General features: G+C 65.1%; 14 protein-coding genes. 12 read left to right on the top strand and 2 right to left on the bottom strand.

Annotated features, from left to right (window positions below):
• Nucleotides 1-391: 391 nt before the first annotated feature.
• Nucleotides 392-1111: a histidine utilization transcriptional repressor HutC gene (gene hutC / locus ACQ4WZ_RS16875; RefSeq protein WP_070224202.1), complete on the bottom strand. Its 720-nt coding sequence runs from the start codon at nucleotides 1109-1111 to the stop codon at nucleotides 392-394.
• 180 nt (nucleotides 1112-1291) lie between these two features.
• Here hutC and ada point away from each other — a divergent pair, with 180 nt between their 5' ends.
• The 12 genes from ada (at nucleotide 1292) to ACQ4WZ_RS16815 (ending at nucleotide 16212) form a co-directional block, all read left to right on the top strand.
• Nucleotides 1292-2347, top strand: a complete 1056-nt coding sequence (gene ada, locus ACQ4WZ_RS16870; protein ID WP_436574025.1) for a bifunctional DNA-binding transcriptional regulator/O6-methylguanine-DNA methyltransferase Ada — start codon at nucleotides 1292-1294, stop codon at nucleotides 2345-2347.
• Nucleotides 2344-3033 carry a 2OG-Fe(II) oxygenase gene (locus ACQ4WZ_RS16865; RefSeq protein ID WP_101482887.1) on the top strand — a complete coding sequence of 230 codons (690 nt, stop codon included), beginning with the start codon at nucleotides 2344-2346 and terminating at the stop codon, nucleotides 3031-3033. Before ada ends, ACQ4WZ_RS16865 begins: the two co-directional genes overlap by 4 nt.
• A gap of 74 nt (nucleotides 3034-3107) precedes the next feature.
• Complete coding sequence (locus tag ACQ4WZ_RS16860; protein WP_436574024.1) at nucleotides 3108-4766, top strand: mechanosensitive ion channel family protein; 1659 nt, start codon at nucleotides 3108-3110, stop codon at nucleotides 4764-4766.
• A 153-nt stretch (nucleotides 4767-4919) separates the two neighbouring features.
• Complete coding sequence (locus tag ACQ4WZ_RS16855) at nucleotides 4920-5546, top strand: GNAT family N-acetyltransferase (protein WP_436574023.1); 627 nt, start codon at nucleotides 4920-4922, stop codon at nucleotides 5544-5546.
• Nucleotides 5547-5614: 68 nt separating this feature from the next.
• Nucleotides 5615-7288 carry an amidohydrolase gene (locus ACQ4WZ_RS16850; protein WP_436574022.1) on the top strand — a complete coding sequence of 558 codons (1674 nt, stop codon included), beginning with the start codon at nucleotides 5615-5617 and terminating at the stop codon, nucleotides 7286-7288.
• A gap of 139 nt (nucleotides 7289-7427) precedes the next feature.
• The gene (hutU, locus tag ACQ4WZ_RS16845) at nucleotides 7428-9131 is read left to right on the top strand and encodes a urocanate hydratase (protein ID WP_436574021.1); all 1704 of its coding nucleotides are present in this window, start codon (nucleotides 7428-7430) and stop codon (nucleotides 9129-9131) included.
• A 19-nt stretch (nucleotides 9132-9150) separates the two neighbouring features.
• Nucleotides 9151-10710 carry a histidine ammonia-lyase gene (hutH, locus tag ACQ4WZ_RS16840; protein WP_133989235.1) on the top strand — a complete coding sequence of 520 codons (1560 nt, stop codon included), beginning with the start codon at nucleotides 9151-9153 and terminating at the stop codon, nucleotides 10708-10710.
• 20 nt (nucleotides 10711-10730) lie between these two features.
• Nucleotides 10731-11519, top strand: coding sequence for an N-formylglutamate deformylase (hutG, locus tag ACQ4WZ_RS16835; protein WP_133989236.1), 789 nt, complete (start codon nucleotides 10731-10733; stop codon nucleotides 11517-11519).
• Nucleotides 11504-12892, top strand: a complete 1389-nt coding sequence (locus tag ACQ4WZ_RS16830) for a formimidoylglutamate deiminase (protein WP_436574020.1) — start codon at nucleotides 11504-11506, stop codon at nucleotides 12890-12892. The genes hutG and ACQ4WZ_RS16830 overlap by 16 nt, the downstream gene beginning before the upstream one ends.
• Nucleotides 12892-13467 carry a HutD/Ves family protein gene (locus ACQ4WZ_RS16825; RefSeq protein WP_436574019.1) on the top strand — a complete coding sequence of 192 codons (576 nt, stop codon included), beginning with the start codon at nucleotides 12892-12894 and terminating at the stop codon, nucleotides 13465-13467. Before ACQ4WZ_RS16830 ends, ACQ4WZ_RS16825 begins: the two co-directional genes overlap by 1 nt.
• A gap of 12 nt (nucleotides 13468-13479) precedes the next feature.
• Nucleotides 13480-14706, top strand: a complete 1227-nt coding sequence (gene hutI, locus ACQ4WZ_RS16820; RefSeq protein ID WP_436574018.1) for an imidazolonepropionase — start codon at nucleotides 13480-13482, stop codon at nucleotides 14704-14706.
• Nucleotides 14707-14751: 45 nt separating this feature from the next.
• Nucleotides 14752-16212, top strand: coding sequence for a glycine betaine ABC transporter substrate-binding protein (locus ACQ4WZ_RS16815; RefSeq protein ID WP_133993206.1), 1461 nt, complete (start codon nucleotides 14752-14754; stop codon nucleotides 16210-16212).
• An 11-nt stretch (nucleotides 16213-16223) separates the two neighbouring features.
• Here the strand turns inward: ACQ4WZ_RS16815 and ACQ4WZ_RS16810 are convergent, their stop codons facing one another.
• Nucleotides 16224-16403, bottom strand: a complete 180-nt coding sequence (locus tag ACQ4WZ_RS16810) for a hypothetical protein (RefSeq protein WP_034746290.1) — start codon at nucleotides 16401-16403, stop codon at nucleotides 16224-16226.
• Between the last annotated feature and the right edge of the window lie 13 nt (nucleotides 16404-16416).

Here is a 16416-nt window from a genome sequence, read left to right as displayed (position 1 = left end):
CGAGCGAGCCGGCGCAGCGCAGGGCGCCGACGGCGTGATGCGCTGAAACTCGTGTGGCTGCAATACGACAAATGCATCCCTTTCTGGGGCGTGATTGGGCTGGGCTGGCGGTGCATGATGCGCGCTTAAATAAACGCCTGCGGCGCTTTCTGGCGGCAACTATAGCATCGAATATTTAGTCGGAGTATTTAAGTTCAGAAACGGCCAAAACGGGATTTTTTTTGCCCCGAAAGGGCGGATTTATTCATTGTTCTGTGAGAATTTGAGAGAAATTCAGCGCAAAATCGTGCTACTAAACGGCGAGCTCGGAAGACGCCTGATAAAACCGTAGCGAGCCGGTGAGCATCACAGGCCGCAAAGCGCGACGCGCAGCAGGTTTTTCAAGGTGTCCTCAAGTAAAGCTTCCGGCGAACTGATAGCGGTGTCCGGGATGCCACATGGTGGCGATCGAGGCGATCTTGCCGCCCGAGCGCGTCTGGCGGCGCAGCACCAGGCACGCCTGTTTCGTGTCGATGGCCAGCATTTCGGCGATATCGCGCGGTGCCGACAGCGCTTCGATACTGTAGGTGGCACCCTGCAAGGGGGCGGCGGCCATCAGATATTCGTTCGGCGTGATGCTGGAAAAATCCTGCGTCATGTAGTCGGGCGCGCACTCGGGATTGACCCAGCGGTCTTCCACCTGGATCGGTACGCCGTTTTCAAAATGCACGATCAGCGAATGAAACAGCGGGTGTTCCGGCGGCAGGCCGAATTGCTTGGCCAGCAAATCCGAGGCCTTGGTGCGTTCGAGCAATTGCAAGCTGCTGCGGTGGATATGCCCGCGTGCGCGCACTTCATCGGCGATACTCTTGATTTCCAACAAGGTCGCCTGGTATTTTTGCTGTGCCACATAGGTGCCGGAACCCTGGCGCCGCGTCAGTACCTGTTCGCTGGTCAGTTCGCGCACGGCGCGGTTGACCGTCATGCGCGAGACGCCGAATTGTTTCACCAATGCTTGCTCGGAGGGAATTACGTCGCCTTCCTTCCAGCGTCCGGCGGCGATGCCGGCCAGCAGAAAATCCTTGATGCGCTGGAAAATCGGCGTATTTTCCTGGGTAGTATGATCGTCCAATGCGGTTTCTCCGGGGCACGGGCAGGGCGCGCCGCCGGCTGGAGGCGCGATGGCCGATTTTAGCACCGAGCATGATGCCTGCCGCCAGCCTTTTTTGAATTCAAAAGCAAGCGCCGGAGTGTGGCGCTGGCCGGTGCTGGCTATGCTGGCGACTTACCATTGACCTGCACGGAGTTCGCCATGGAACATTCTTACTCGACCGACGATGAACGCTGGGATGCCGTGCAGCGGCGCGCGCCCGATGCCGACGGCGTTTTTTATTACTCGGTGCGCACGACGGGCGTGTATTGCCGTCCCTCTTGCGCGGCGCGCCCCGCCTTGCGCCGCAACGTGGCCTTCCACGACAGTTGCGAGCAGGCGGAGGTGGCCGGCTTTCGCCCTTGCCTGCGCTGCAAGCCGAACCTGCCGCCGCTGGCTCATCGTCAGGCCGCCATCGTGGCCGACATCTGCCGCCTGATCGACGCCAGCGACGAGATGCTGGAACTGGACAGCCTTGCTCGGGCCGCCGGCATGAGCCGCTTTCACTTTCACCGCGTCTTCAAGGCGCACACGGGCATCACACCCAAGGCCTATGCGGCGGCGCGGCGCGGCGAACGGCTGAAGGCCGGCTTGCAAGGCGCGGCGAATGTCACCGAGACACTGTACGCGGCCGGTTTCAATTCCAGCGGCCGCCTGTACGCCGCCACGCCAGGCTTGCTGGGCATGACGCCGGGCGCGTTTCGCGATGGCGGCAGCGGCGCCGTGATCCGCTTCGCTATCGGCGCCTGTTCGCTGGGCGCCATCCTGGTGGCCAGCACGGACAAGGGCATCTGCGCGATTCTGATCGATGACGACCCGGAAGTGCTGCTGCGCGACTTGCAGGACCGCTTTCCGCAAGCCGAACTGCGCGGCGCCGAGCCTGATTATGAGCAGACGGTGGCGCAAGTCGTCGGCCTGGTCGAGGCGCCGGGCCTGGGCCTGGACTTGCCGCTCGACGTGCGCGGCACGGTGTTCCAGCAGCGCGTATGGCAAGCCTTGCGCGAGATTCCCGCCGGTAGCACGGTCAGCTATGCCGAGCTGGCGCGGCGCATTGGTGCGCCGAAAGGCGCGCGCGCCGTGGCGGGCGCCTGCGCCGCCAATGCGCTGGCCGTCGCCATCCCCTGCCACCGTGTGGTGCGCAACGATGGCGCGCTGTCCGGCTACCGCTGGGGCGTGGAACGCAAGCAGGCGCTGCTTGAGCGCGAGGGCGAACGGTGAGGGCGCTGGACTGGCGGCAGATCGAGGATGATCTGAATCAATACGGTAGCGCCGTCGTACCAGGTTTGCTGAATCGTGCGCAGTGCGGGGCGCTGGCGGCGCAGTATGACGATGCATCGCGTTTTCGCAGCCGTGTGGTGATGCAGCGCCATGGTTTTGGCCAGGGAGAGTACCAGTATTGGGCGTATCCGCTGCCGGAGCCGGTCGCCGAGCTGCGCGCTACCTTGTATCCGCCGCTGGCGGCGATTGCCAACCGCTGGCATGCCAGCATGGGCCTCGAGAGCCGCTTTCCGCTGGCACACGGGGACTTCCTCGCGCGCTGTCATGCGGCCGGGCAAGCGCGGCCCACACCCTTGCTGCTGCGCTACCGCGAGGGCGATTACAACTGCCTGCACCAGGACCTGTATGGCGAGCATGTGTTTCCGCTGCAACTGGCCGTGCTGCTGTCGCGCCCGCAAGACGATTTCACGGGCGGCGAGTTCGTGCTGACGGAGCAGCGCCCGCGCATGCAGTCGCGCGTGGCGGTCGTGCCCCTGGCGCAGGGCGACGCCGTCATCTTTCCGGTCGCGCAGCGCCCCGTGAATGGCACGCGTGGCAGCTACCGTGTCAACATGCGCCATGGCGTGTCGCGCCTGCGCACGGGCTTGCGCCATACCCTGGGCATCATTTTTCACGATGCGAGCTGAACAATAGCGGCGGCGCTTGAGTTTCCAGGATTACATGGCATGATGGCTACTCCCTGTCACTTTCTATTTTTGCCATGTCCGCGTTGCTCCGCCTGTTGTGCCTCTTGACGATCTTCCTGCTGCCCGTTGCCCATGCGGACGAGGGCGCATCCTCGCTCGTTGCGGAGGCCGCGTCCGCCATCGCGCCGTCACAAGGCGCTGCGGCCAGGACGGCGCCGCTGATGTTTGCCAACCGCAAGGTGTTCGTCTTCCGCGCCGGGTTGGCCGGCTATCCGCCTGATGAACGGGCCATCGGCGCGCAGCGCCGCCTGGAAGGCGTACTGGCAAAGAATGGCCCGCTGCAGACGGGCACGCGGACGATTCCCGAAGGCACGCAAGTGCTGCTCGACGGGGTGCAGCTGTTCGTCGTCGTGCCCGGCGACGTCAACCAGCTGGCCGGCGACACGACGGAAAGTGTGGCGAAAACGGCTGCCGGGGAATTGCGCAAAGCCGTGCTCGATTACCGCGAACAGGGCAGCTGGCGCTACCTGGCGATCGCCGCCGCCGTGTGCGCGGCCGCCACGCTCGTGTTCTGGCTGGTGTGGATGGGCTTGACACGCTTTTATCGCTGGGCCAAGCGCCGCAGCGGCATTTTGCTGGCCTCGCGCCTGCGCGACGTGCGCCTGAAAAACGTGCGCGTGCTCGACGCCGAGCACTACATCGCCTTTGCCTACCAGCTGCTGAGCGCCGTGCTGTGGGGCTTGCGCCTGATGGCCACCTATCTGTGGGCCGCCTTCGTGCTGAGCCGTTTGCCTTACACGCGTTCCTGGGGAGAAAGCCTGAACGGTTATTTGTTCGACGTGGCGGCCGACGTCTTCCACGCCATCATTGGCGCCTTGCCGGGGCTGGTGCTGGTGTGCGTGATCTTCGCCATCGCGCGCCTGATCGCCGCCACCGCCGCCTCGCTGTTCAAGCGCGTGGAAAGCGGAGAACTGCAAATTGGCTGGCTCGACAAGGACACGGCCCTGCCCACGCGCCGCATCGCCAGCGTGGTGATCTGGCTGTTCGCGCTGGCCATGGCGTATCCGTATTTGCCCGGTTCGCACACGGCCGCTTTCCAGGGGCTGTCCGTGCTGGTGGGCCTGATGGTATCGATCGGCGCCTCGAGCATCGTGGGCCAGGGCGCCAGCGGCTTGATCCTGATGTACACGCGCGCCCTGCGCAAGGGGGAATATGTGCGCGTGGGCGATAGCGAAGGCACGGTGGTCGACGTGGGCATGTTCGAGACACGCTTGCGCACGGGCCTGGGCGAAGAAGTGGCCTTGCCGAACGCCTGGGTGATGTCGCAAACGACTAAAAACTATTCGCGCGCCCAGCCTGGCGGCGGCTTCGTGCTCGATTCCACCGTCACCATCGGCTATGCCACACCATGGCGGCAGGTGCACGCCATGCTGGAACTGGCCGCCTCCCGCACGACGGAATTGTCTGCCACGCCGAAACCCTACGTGATGCAGCTGGCGCTGCAGGATTACTACGTGCAATACCGCCTCGTCGCCTACGCCAGCGCCGAAGTCCCCCGCCAGCGCGCCGAAGTGCTGAACCGCTTGCACCAGAACATCATCGATGTCTTCAACGAGTTCGACGTGCAAATCACTTCGCCGCATTACATTGATGACCCGAAAGAATCGCACGTGGTGCCGCCCGGTGAATGGTTCAGGGCGCCGGCGCACAAGCCGGAACAGGGGGCGAAGTAAGGCCGCAGCGACATGCTGATGGCATGGCACGCTCCACATGACAATTGCAGCAAATCTCAGTGCCGTATCGAATGTATCGAGCGGCCGCAAGACATGGGCGCTTGCGTTAACATGCCGGGCGTTTCCACGTTACGATGAGAAGAAAGAGAACCCATGCCCAGCGCACCACACAGTGAAGCATCGCGAACCGCCCGCAGCCTGGCCGCCGCCCTGATCGACGACCCGTTTTACCGCACCGTGACTGTGGCGTGCGGCGAGGACGAAGCGGCGCGGCTGGCCATGCTGACGCACTACTTCTCGCTGGCCCTTGCCGAAGGCTGGCAGGCGGGCCGCGTCGACCTGGCTGACGACGCTGGCAGTGGCGCCGCCATCTGGACGACGGATGCGCCGGCAGCACTGCGCCAGGCCGCGTATGCGCAGCGCGAGATCGCCTTGCGCGCGCTGCTGGGAGAGCGCGGTTTTGCGCATTTTTCAGCCATCGTCGACAACATGGAGCACGCGCTGGCGCAATACGAATTGCAGGATGCCTGGTATTTGTCGATCGCCGGCATCGATCCTGCCGGGCAAGGGCAGGGACTGGGCGCGTCCGTGCTGGCGCCGGGACTGGCGGCCGTTGATGCTGCTCGTGCCGCGTGCTTCCTGGAGACGTACAACGAGCGCAGCCTGCCGTTCTATGGCCGCCTTGGCTTCTTGGTGGCGGGGCGTTACGCGGAAGCCGTCACGGGCTGCGATTACTGGCTGATGCGACGGCCCGCTGCAGGAAACTCGCACGCTGACTGATTGACCATTTTTCCAATTTCTATACACTCGTCTTTTCGCTCATTGACGTAAAAGACCTGGAGATGGAAATGCCGACCTCGCAATTGCGCCGCACCCTGCTTGTTCTCGCCTGCCTGGGCACCCTGGCCCACGCCCGTGCCGATACCGTCATCGACAACGCCAACGGCTATACGCTCAATGCGGCCGGCAAGGTGGTGCGCTTCACGGCGCTGGCGTTTGACGACGCGGGCAAGATCGTCGCCGTCGGCAGTGCCGCGCAGGTGAAACGCAAGGTCGCCAAGGACGCCCTGCACGTCGACCTGCAGGGAAAAACCGTGTTGCCGGGCCTGATCGACGCGCATGGCCACGTGTTCGGCCTGGGGACGATCGCCAGCGGCGTGTTGCTGTACGGTTCCGCATCGCTGCCGGCCGCCGTGCAGGCCGTGGGCGACTTCGCCAGAGCGCATCCTGAGCGCAGCTGGGTCGTCGGCAATGGCTGGAACCAGGAAATCTGGAAGCTGGGGCGCTTTCCCACAGCCTTGGAGCTCGATGCGGCCGAAAGCGCGCGGCCCGTGTGGCTGCGCCGCGTCGATGGCCACGCGGGCTGGGCCAACAGCCGCGCGCTGGCGCTGGCCGGGATCACGCATGCCACACAAGATCCGGCGGGCGGCAAAATCGACCGTGATGCGGGTGGCAACCCCACCGGCGTGCTGGTCGACAGCGCCATGGACTTGATGGATGCCGTGCTGCCCAAGCCCGGCGACGTGGAAAACCGGGCCGCCCTCGATGGCGCGCTGGCGCAATTGTCGCAAGTGGGGCTGACCAGCGTGCACGATGCGGGCATCGGCCAGATGCAGGACCGATTGTTCCGCGATTATGCGGACCACGGCAAGCTGACGGTGCGCGTGTACGGCATGATTGCCGACACCACGGAAGATTTCGACGCGCTGTCAAAAAACGGCCCCCTGAATAGCTATGCGCGCGACATGTACGCCTTGCGCGCCGTCAAACTGCTGTCCGACGGCGCCCTGGGCAGCCGCGGCGCGGCCCTGCTGGCGCCGTATAGCGACGATCCGACGACCAGCGGCCTGCTGTTCTACCCGGACGCCGCCATGCGCGCGAAGATGGAAAAAGCCATGCGCGCCGGCTACCAGGTGAACGTGCACGCCATCGGCGACGCGGGCAACCATCAAATTCTCGATGGCTATCAGGCCTTGATAGCGCAGTACCGCAGCGTGGGCCTGCGTCACCGCATGGAGCACGCGCAGGTAGTGCAATTGAGCGACATCCCCCGTTTCAAGAGCCTCGGCATCGTGCCGTCGATGCAGCCCACGCACGCCACTTCGGACCAGAATATGGCGGAGCAGCGCGTGGGCCACGAGCGCATCAAGGGCGCGTATGCGTGGCGCACCTTCCTCAAGCAGGGTTCGCGCATCGCCTGCGGTTCCGATTTCCCCATCGAGTCGCCGAATCCGTTCGAGGGCATCCATGCGGCCGTCACGCGGCAAAACAGCGAAGGATTCCCGGCCGGCGGCTGGTATCCGCAGCAGGCCATGACGGTGACGCAAGCGCTGCGCTGCTTCACCCTCGACGCGGCCTGGGCGGCACACCAGGAAAAGGTCATCGGCACCTTGGAAGCGGGCAAATGGGCAGACTTCGTCGTCGTCGACCAGGACCTGTTCAAGGTGGCACCGACCGCCATCGGCAAGACGCAGGTGCTGCAGACGTGGGTGGCGGGCCAGCGCGTGTTCGAGAAAAAATAAAGGCAGGGGACAGACCCGCCGGGGCTGAACCCCAAAGAAAATCTGTTGACTTGGTTGTATAGACAACCTATGCTGGGAGTACCGGAGCGGGCAAGGTACCGGGGCAGGTACGCCCGCTCGCACCCTACGAGGAGACAGCATGAACAGCACAATGGACACCGATCCACGCTTTGATGCCAGCCGTACCATCCGCGCCCCGCGCGGCACGGTCATGGCTTGCAAGAGTTGGCAGGCCGAGGCGGCCTACCGCATGTTGCAAAACAACCTGGACCCGGAAGTGGCGGAAAATCCGCAGCACCTGGTCGTCTATGGCGGCATCGGCCGCGCCGCCCGCAACTGGGCTTGTTTCGACCAGATTCTCGCCTCGCTGCGCGAACTGGAAGACGACCAGACCTTGCTGATTCAGTCAGGCAAGCCGGTGGGCGTGTTCCAGACCCACGCGGATGCGCCGCGCGTGCTGATCGCGAACTCCAACCTGGTGCCGAAATGGGCCAACTGGGAACATTTCAACGAACTCGATCGCCAGGGCCTCTTCATGTATGGCCAGATGACGGCCGGCAGCTGGATCTACATCGGCACGCAGGGCATCGTGCAGGGCACGTATGAAACTTTCGCCGAGGCGGGCCGCCAGCATTTCGGCGGCGACTGGGGCGGGCGCTGGATCCTGACGGCGGGCCTGGGCGGCATGGGCGGCGCGCAGCCGCTGGCCGCCACCATGGCGGGCGCCGTCTCGCTCAATATCGAATGCCAGCAAAGCAGCATCGATTTCCGTTTGCGCACGCGCTACCTGGACAAGCAGGCGGCCAGCCTGGATGAAGCGTTGGAGCTGGTCAAATACCATACGCAGCGCAAGGAAGCCATTTCCATCGGCTTGCTGGGCAACGCGGCCGAAGTGCTGCCGGAACTGGTGCGCCGCGCTAAAGCGGGCGGCCTGGTGCCCGACCTGGTGACGGACCAGACGTCCGCGCATGACCTGGTCAACGGCTATCTGCCACGTGGTTGGAGCGTGTCGGACTGGAAGGCGGCGCAGCAGGACCCGCAGCGCCACGCGCGCCTGACGGTGGCGGCTGCCGATTCCTGCGCCGCCCACGTGCAAGCCATGCTCGATTTCCACGCCATGGGCGTGCACACCGTCGATTACGGCAACAATATCCGCCAGGTGGCGTTCGACCAGGGCGTGCAGAATGCCTTCGACTTCCCCGGCTTCGTGCCCGCCTACATCCGCCCGCAATTTTGCGAAGGACGGGGGCCGTTCCGCTGGGTGGCACTGTCGGGCGACCCGGAAGATATCTATAAGACGGATGCGAAGATCAAGGAACTATTCCCGCACCACAAACAGGTGCACCATTGGCTCGACATGGCGCGCGACCGCATCGCCTTCCAGGGGCTGCCGGCGCGCATCTGCTGGCTGGGACTGGGCGAGCGCCACATCGCCGGCCTGGCCTTCAACGAGATGGTGCGCACGGGTGAACTGAAGGCGCCCATCGTCATCGGCCGCGACCACCTGGACACGGGTTCCGTGGCCAGCCCGAACCGCGAGACGGAAAGCATGAAGGATGGCACCGACGCCGTCTCCGACTGGCCGCTGCTCAATGCCATGCTGAATACGGCCGGCGGCGCCACCTGGGTCTCGCTGCACCATGGCGGCGGGGTGGGAATGGGGTATTCTCAGCATGCGGGCATGGTCATCGTAGCCGACGGCACGGAAAGCGCGGCGAAACGCCTGGCCAGGGTGCTGGTCAACGACAGCGGCTCGGGTGTGATGCGTCATGCCGATGCCGGCTACGAAACAGCGGCCGCCTGCGCCAAGCGCAACGGCCTGATTCTTCCCATGCTTTCTTGAGACCTGGACCCGAATGACTATGACACAGCATGCCAAAAGTTGGACCCTGAAACCGGGCGCGATGACCTTGGGCGACCTGCGCGCCGTCTGGGCCGCGCCCGCCAAACTGATACTCGCCGCCGAGGCGTATCCCGTCATCGAGGCGTCGGCCGCCGCCGTGCAAGCCATCGTCGCCAAGGGCGATGCGGCCTACGGCATCAACACGGGCTTCGGCCTGCTCGCCAAGACGCGCATCCCCGATGAAAAGCTGGAGCAATTGCAGCGCAACCTGATCCTGTCGCACTCCGTCGGCACGGGCGAGCTGCTGTCGGACGCCGTCGTGCGCCTGATCATGCTGATGAAGATCGGCAGCCTGGCGCGCGGCTATTCCGGCGTGCGCCCGCTGATCGTCGATACCCTGATCGCCCTGTACAACGCTGGCATCATGCCGGCCATTCCCGCCAAGGGTTCCGTGGGCGCCTCGGGCGACCTGGCGCCGCTGTCGCACATGACCCTGGCCATGCTGGGCGTGGGCGACGTGCGCGTCAACGGCGAATTGATGCCGGCCCCCGAGGCGCTGGCGCAGGCGGGCATCGCGCCTGTCGTGCTGGCGGCAAAAGAGGGACTGGCGCTGATCAACGGCACGCAAGTGTCGAACGCACTGACGCTGCATGGCTTGTTCATGGCCGAGCGCCTGCTGGAAGCTGCCATGGTCACGGGCGCGCTGTCGCTCGATGCGGCCAAGGGCAGCGATGCGCCGTTCGACGCGCGCGTGCACGCCGTGCGCGGACAGCCGGGGCAGATCCTGGCCGCGCAGATGTACCGCCAACTGGTGGCGCACAGCGCAATCCGTGCTTCGCACCTGGAAGGCGACGAGCGCGTGCAAGATCCGTACAGCCTGCGCTGCCAGCCGCAAGTCATGGGCGCCTGCCTCGATTTGATCGGCAATGTGGGCCGCACCCTGCTGATCGAAGCCAATGCCGTCACGGACAATCCGCTGATTTTCCAGGATGGTCCCGGCGGACAGGCGGAAATCGTCTCGGGCGGGAACTTCCACGCCGAGCCGGTGGCCTTTGCGGCCGACACCCTGGCGCTGGCGATTGCCGAAATCGGCGCGCTGGCCGAGCGCCGCATCGCGCTGCTGATCGACGCCACGCTGTCCGGCCTGCCGCCCTTCCTCGTGCGCGACCCGGGCGTCAATTCCGGTTTCATGATCGCCCACGTGACGGCCGCCGCGCTGGCGTCGGAAAACAAGTCGCTCGCGCATCCGGCCAGCGTCGACAGCCTGCCCACTTCGGCCAACCAGGAAGACCATGTGAGCATGGCCACGTTCGCCGGGCGCCGCCTCGACGACATGGCGCACAACACTGCCGTCATCGTCGGCATCGAGCTGCTGGCTGCTGCGCAGGGTATCGATTTCCACCGTCCGCTGAAAACCTCGCCGCACCTGGAACACGTGCATCACCAGTTGCGCCAGAAGGTGCCGTTCTTCGACGCCGACCGCTTCTTCGCGCCGGATATCGAAGCGGCCAAGCAGATGGTCTTGCGCGGCGAATTGAGCAGCACTTGCAAGAATTTGTTCGCCCCGCTGTACGCTTGAGCGGGCGCTAGGAGACAAGCATGGATTTCCGCTTCAACGAAGGCAGCATCCCGCTGCTGGTGTCTATGCCCCACGTAGGCACCGATATACCGGACGATATCGCCGCGCGCATGACGCCGCAGGCCTTGATCAAGGCCGATACGGACTGGCATTTGCGCGAGCTGTATGGATTTTTGCAGGAGATGGATGCGTCGGTGCTGTCGGCGCGATGGTCGCGTTACACGATCGACTTGAACCGCCCGCAGGAAGACACGAATCTGTATCCGGGCCAGGATACGACGGGTTTGCTGCCCAACGATACCTTTCACCGCGAGCCGCTGTATCTGCCAGGCCGCGAACCCGACGCGGCCGACGTGCAGCAGCGCTTGCAGCGCTACTGGGCGCCTTATCACCGGCAGCTGCGCGCGGAGCTGGACCGGCTGCTGCGCGTGCATGGCGCCGTGGTGCTATGGGATGCCCATTCCATCGCCTCGCACGTGCCGCGTTTCTTTGACGGCAAGCTGCCCGACCTGAACTTCGGCACGGCCGATGGCGCCAGCTGCGATAGCGGCCTGACGTCCGCCGTGGTCGATATCGCGCGCGCGCAGGATACATTTACCGTGGCGCTGAATGGCCGCTTCAAGGGCGGACATATCACGCGCCAGTACGGCCAGCCGGCCAGCCGCGTGCATGCGATCCAGCTGGAGATGTGTCAGTGCCTTTACATGGATGAAGCGATGCCGTTCGGCTACCGGCCCGACCTGGCAGCACAGGTGCAGCCACTGCTGCGCCAGATGATGGAAGCGGCCGTGGCATGGGTAGCGCGTTGAGCGGCTGTTTGTTCGCGCGCCATGCGCTGCTGCCGCAGGGCTGGCGCCGCGACGTTCTGCTGGAATGGGATGCGGCTGGCGATTTGACGGTGGTGACGGAAAATACAGCATCGTCTGCCGGCGTCGAAGTGGCCGAATATGTCTTGCCGGGCATGGTCAACCTGCATTCGCATGCCTTCCAGCGGGCGCTGGGGGGCATGACGGAAGCCGCTGGCGAGGAAGCGGGCAGCGCGCCGGACAGCTTCTGGACCTGGCGCGACCTGATGTACCGCTTTGCGCGCCACATCACGCCGGAACAGATGGAAACCATCGCCGCGCAGCTGTTTGCCGAATGCCTGCGCCATGGCTACACGGCTGTTTGCGAATTTCACTACCTGCAGCGCGATGCGGCTGGCGCGCTGTATGCGCGCCCCGCCGAAACGGCGGAACGGGTGCTGGCGGCGGCGCGCATCAGCGGCATCGGCATGACCATGCTGCCCGTGCTGTACAGCCATGCGGGCTTTGGCGAACAAGCGTTGAAAGCGGAGCAGGCGCGCTTTCGCACCGATGCTAATGATGTGCTGCGCATCGTCGAGGCGCTGGCGCCGCAGCGCGGCGGACAGGTAGAGGTGGGTTTTGCGCCCCATTCGCTGCGCGCCGCCGGGGTGGCGCAGATCCGCGAGGTGGCGCAAGCGTTGCCGGCGCAGCGGCCCATCCACATTCACATCGCCGAGCAGCAGGGCGAAGTGCGCCAATGTATTGATTACAGCGGCCGGCGCCCGGTGCAGTATCTGTATGAGCACGTCGATGTCGACGCGCGCTGGTGCCTCGTGCACGCCACGCATGTGCAGCCTGACGAAGTGGCGTTGATGGCCGCCAGCGGCGCCGTGGCCGGCCTGTGTCCGACGACGGAGGCGAACCTGGGTGATGGCCTGTTCCCGCTGACCGAATTCATCGCCGCCGGTGGGCGCTTCGGCGTCGGCAGCGACAGCCATGTATCGCAGTCGCCTGTCGAGGAGTTGCGCTGGCTTGAATACGGCCAGCGCTTGCAGCGCCAGCAGCGCAACGTGGCCGTCACGCCTGATGAACACCATGTTGGAGACTACCTGTGGCAGGCGGCCTTGCGGGGCGGCGCGCAGGCAGCCGGACGCAGGCTGGGCGCACTGGCGCCGGGCTGCCGCGCCGACCTGCTGGTGCTCGACGACGCGCATGTGAACCTGTGCGGCGTGGCCATCACCGATGTGCTGGGCAGTTTTATTTTCTGCGGCAACGACAACCTGGTGCGCCACGTGCTGTGCGGCGGCCGGTGGCAGGTGCGCGGCGGGCGCCACGTGGCGCAGGACGCCATCGCCACCGCCTACAAACACACCCTGGCGCAACTGAGAGCGCTCTGATGGCCACCTTCATCCCTCACGAATGCCTGCGCGCCGCGCCATGGAAAAATGGCGGCGGCAGCACGACGGAAATCGCCATTGCCCCCTTGGGGGCAGGCTTTGACGATTTTGATTGGCGTATCAGCCTGGCGACGATCACGGCCAGCGGACCATTTTCCAGCTTTCCCGGCATCGACCGCAGCCTGATGCTGGTCGATGGCGACAGCGTGCAGTTGACGCTCGATGGCACGCGCAAGGTGCTCTTGAACGCGGCGCAGCCCATGCTATGGTTTCCCGGCGAAGCGGCCGTTGTTGCGCAAGTCAAGGGGGCGACGACGGATTTCAATGTGATGACGCGGCGCGACCGCTGCCGCCACCAGCTGGAAAAGATCACGGCGCCTGGCAAGCTGGCGCGGCGCAGCACGGCGACTTTGCTGTTTGTTGCTGGAGATGGCTCCGTGCTGGCGCGCGGTGGAGAGCAGCAGTTCGCGCTGGCCCGCTATGACGCCTTGCTGCTGGACGCCGACGATGCGCAGGAATGGCGGCTCGACGCCTTGCAGCGCACGGCCGTGTTCCGCGTCGACCTGTTCATCTAGGAAGGAAACGACATGCAAGACTGGGACCTGGTTATCCACAACGTTCACCTGGCCACGATGGAGCACGGCTATGGCGAACTGCTCGACGCGGCCATCGCCGTCAAGGATGGCCGCATCGCCTGGTTTGGCCCCGGCGACGAGCTGCCGGCCAGCGGCGCGGTGCTGGTCGATGGCCAGGGCTGCTGGCTGACGCCCGGACTGATCGACTGCCATACGCACATCGTCTACGCGGGCAACCGCAGCGACGAATTCGAGGCGCGCCTGAATGGCGCCAGCTATGAAGACATCAGCCGCGCCGGCGGCGGCATCATGTCCACCGTGCGCGCCACGCGCGCGGCCAGCGAAGACGCATTGCTGCAGCAAAGCCTGCCACGCGTGCTGGCGCTGCTGGCCGAGGGCGTGACCACCCTGGAGATCAAGTCCGGCTATGGTCTCGATGCGGATAGCGAAGCGAAGATGCTGCGCGTGGCGCGCAGGATCGCAGAAAAGCTGCCGGTCACTGTGCGTACCACGTTCCTGGGCGCACATGCGCTTCCACCCGAATATGCGGGCCAGCCCGACTCTTATATCGACCTGCTGTGCGCGCAGATGCTGCCCAGGCTCGCTGGCGCTGGCCTGGTCGACGCCGTCGACGCGTTTTGCGAGCGCATCGGCTTTACGCCGGCGCAAACGCAGCGCGTGTTCGAAGCGGCGCGAGGCCTGGGCCTGCCCGTGAAGCTGCATGCGGAGCAGTTGTCCGACCTGGGCGGCGCGGCGCTTGTTGCCAGCTACGCTGGCCTGTCGGCCGACCACCTGGAATTTTTGTCGGCGGAGGGCATCGCCGCCATGGCGGAACATGGCACGGTTGCCGTGCTGCTGCCGGGTGCGTATTACTTTTTGCGCGAGACGCAGCCGCCGCCTGTCGCGGCCTTGCGCGCGGCTGGCGTGCCGATGGCCGTAGCCACCGATTGCAATCCGGGCACGTCGCCCATGACGTCCTTGCTGCTGGCGATGAACATGGCGTGCACCCTGTGGCGTTTGACGCCGCAGGAGGCGCTGGCCGGTGCTACGTGCCACGCGGCGCGCGCGCTGGGCCTGCAGCAGGAAACGGGCAGCCTGGTGGTGGGCAAGCGCGCCGATTTCGCCTTGTGGCGCATTGCGCGCCCGGCCGACCTGGCGTATGCGCTGGGCCTGAATCCGTGCGCGGGCGTGGTGCATGGCGGTGTCTGGCGTTCGCCGGTGGTAAGCTTGACGGACTGATCATTCGTCCTGGAGCGCCGCGTGCGTGCTGTCTACCTGCTGTTGATGCTTGTTTTCGCCGCCGCGCCCGCGCACGCCATGGACGGCGGCACCTTGAAGGTGGGTTCGAAGCGTTTCACGGAATCCTATATCCTCGGCGAAATCATCCGGCAGAGCGCCGCGCCGCACGTCAGGGCGGAGCACCGCCAAGGCCTGGGCAATACGGCCATCGTGCTGGCCGCGCTGCAGGCGGGCAGCATCGACGTGTATGCCGAATACATGGGCACGATCGCCAGCGAAATCCTCAAGCACGACAAACCGATTGATCTGGATCAGATGCGGCGCGAGCTGGCGGCGCTGGGGCTGGGCGTGGCCGTGCCTTTGGGCTTTAACAATACTTATGCGCTGGCCATGCGCGGCGATGAAAAATCCATCACGAACTTGACGCAGCTGGCACAGCACCCAGCCTTGAAGTTTGGCTTGTCGCATGAATTCATTGGCCGCGTCGATGGCTGGCCGGGCCTGGCCGCGCGCTATGGCTTGCCGCAGCGCCCGCGCGGGCTCGATCACGGCATCGCCTATGAAGCGCTGGCGCAGCGCCAGGTGGATGTGATCGACATTTATTCGACGGATGCGAAGATACGCCAGTACGGCTTGCGCGTGCTGGCCGACACGCAGCAGTACTTTCCCCGCTACGATGCCATGCTTCTGTTCCGGCTCGACCTGCCGCCGCGCTTTCCCGCCGCCTGGCAAGCCTTGCAAGGGCTGCAGGGGCGCATCAGCGAGAGCGACATGATCGCCATGAATGCGGCCGTGGAAATCGACGGCAAGAGCTTTGCCGGCGTGGCGCGGCAGTGGCTGACCTCGGGGACGCAGGTGGACAAACCGGCGGCGCGCAGCACGCTGCTGCATAAAATCATCGGCGACGATTTGTGGACCCTGACGCGCCAGCACCTGACCCTGGTGCTGCTGTCGGTGGCCCTGGCGTGCCTGATCGGTATTCCGCTGGGCGTGCTGGCGGCGTTTTCGGCGCCGCTGCGGCAAACGGTGCTGGCCTTCGTTGGCGTGCTGCAGACGGTGCCCTCCTTGGCCTTGCTGGCGATTTTGATTCCCGTGCTGGGCATGATCGGCACCGTGCCGGCTTTGGTGGCCTTATTCGTGTACGCCCTGCTGCCCATCGTGCGCAATACGTGCACGGGCATCTTGCAGGTACCGCAAGGCTTGCGCATGGCGGCGCTGGCGCTGGGCATGAGCCGGCGCGACCGCCTGCTGCACGTGGACTTGCCGCTGGCCTTGCCCGTGATGCTGGCGGGTGTGAAAACGGCGGCCGTGATGAGCGTGGGCACGGCCACCATCGCCGCTTTCATCGGCGCGGGCGGCTATGGCGAACGCATTACCATCGGCCTGGCGTTGAACGACAACGACATGCTGCTGGCCGGCGCGATCCCCGCAGCCGTGCTGGCCCTGCTGACGCAAGGCTTGTTCGAGCTGGTGGAACGCTGGGCCGTGGCCGGCCGGCAGCGCTGAAGGCATCACGGTTACAGCGAGTGCAGTTTCGAGCGCACCGAGACGACGGCCTGGTGCAGGATGCGTTCGGCCTGGAAGTCGTTCTCGCGCTGTTCGGCGATGGCTTGCAAGTCGCGTGTGTAGCGCTCCAGGCGCGAGCGCAGGTAGGCGCGGTAGATTTTCATGACGAGCGGTTTGGCAGAGACATTCATGATGTGGCTCCCA

This window comes from Janthinobacterium darwini (assembly GCF_051380905.1).
Lineage (GTDB): Bacteria > Pseudomonadota > Gammaproteobacteria > Burkholderiales > Burkholderiaceae_D > Janthinobacterium.
Note: the sequence above shows the minus strand (reverse complement) of the source record. Positions and strands in the feature narration are given on the sequence as shown.

Coding starts and splice junctions, on each gene's coding strand:
- ada (WP_436574025.1), top strand. CDS start 1,292: ATGGAACATTCTTACTCGACCGACGATGAACGCTGGGATGCCGTGCAG.
- ACQ4WZ_RS16860 (WP_436574024.1), top strand. CDS start 3,108: ATGTCCGCGTTGCTCCGCCTGTTGTGCCTCTTGACGATCTTCCTGCTG.
- ACQ4WZ_RS16855 (WP_436574023.1), top strand. CDS start 4,920: ATGCCCAGCGCACCACACAGTGAAGCATCGCGAACCGCCCGCAGCCTG.
- ACQ4WZ_RS16850 (WP_436574022.1), top strand. CDS start 5,615: ATGCCGACCTCGCAATTGCGCCGCACCCTGCTTGTTCTCGCCTGCCTG.
- hutU (WP_436574021.1), top strand. CDS start 7,428: ATGAACAGCACAATGGACACCGATCCACGCTTTGATGCCAGCCGTACC.
- hutH (WP_133989235.1), top strand. CDS start 9,151: ATGACACAGCATGCCAAAAGTTGGACCCTGAAACCGGGCGCGATGACC.
- hutG (WP_133989236.1), top strand. CDS start 10,731: ATGGATTTCCGCTTCAACGAAGGCAGCATCCCGCTGCTGGTGTCTATG.
- ACQ4WZ_RS16830 (WP_436574020.1), top strand. CDS start 11,504: ATGGGTAGCGCGTTGAGCGGCTGTTTGTTCGCGCGCCATGCGCTGCTG.
- ACQ4WZ_RS16825 (WP_436574019.1), top strand. CDS start 12,892: ATGGCCACCTTCATCCCTCACGAATGCCTGCGCGCCGCGCCATGGAAA.
- hutI (WP_436574018.1), top strand. CDS start 13,480: ATGCAAGACTGGGACCTGGTTATCCACAACGTTCACCTGGCCACGATG.
- ACQ4WZ_RS16815 (WP_133993206.1), top strand. CDS start 14,752: ATGCTTGTTTTCGCCGCCGCGCCCGCGCACGCCATGGACGGCGGCACC.
- ACQ4WZ_RS16810 (WP_034746290.1), bottom strand. CDS start 16,403: ATGAATGTCTCTGCCAAACCGCTCGTCATGAAAATCTACCGCGCCTAC.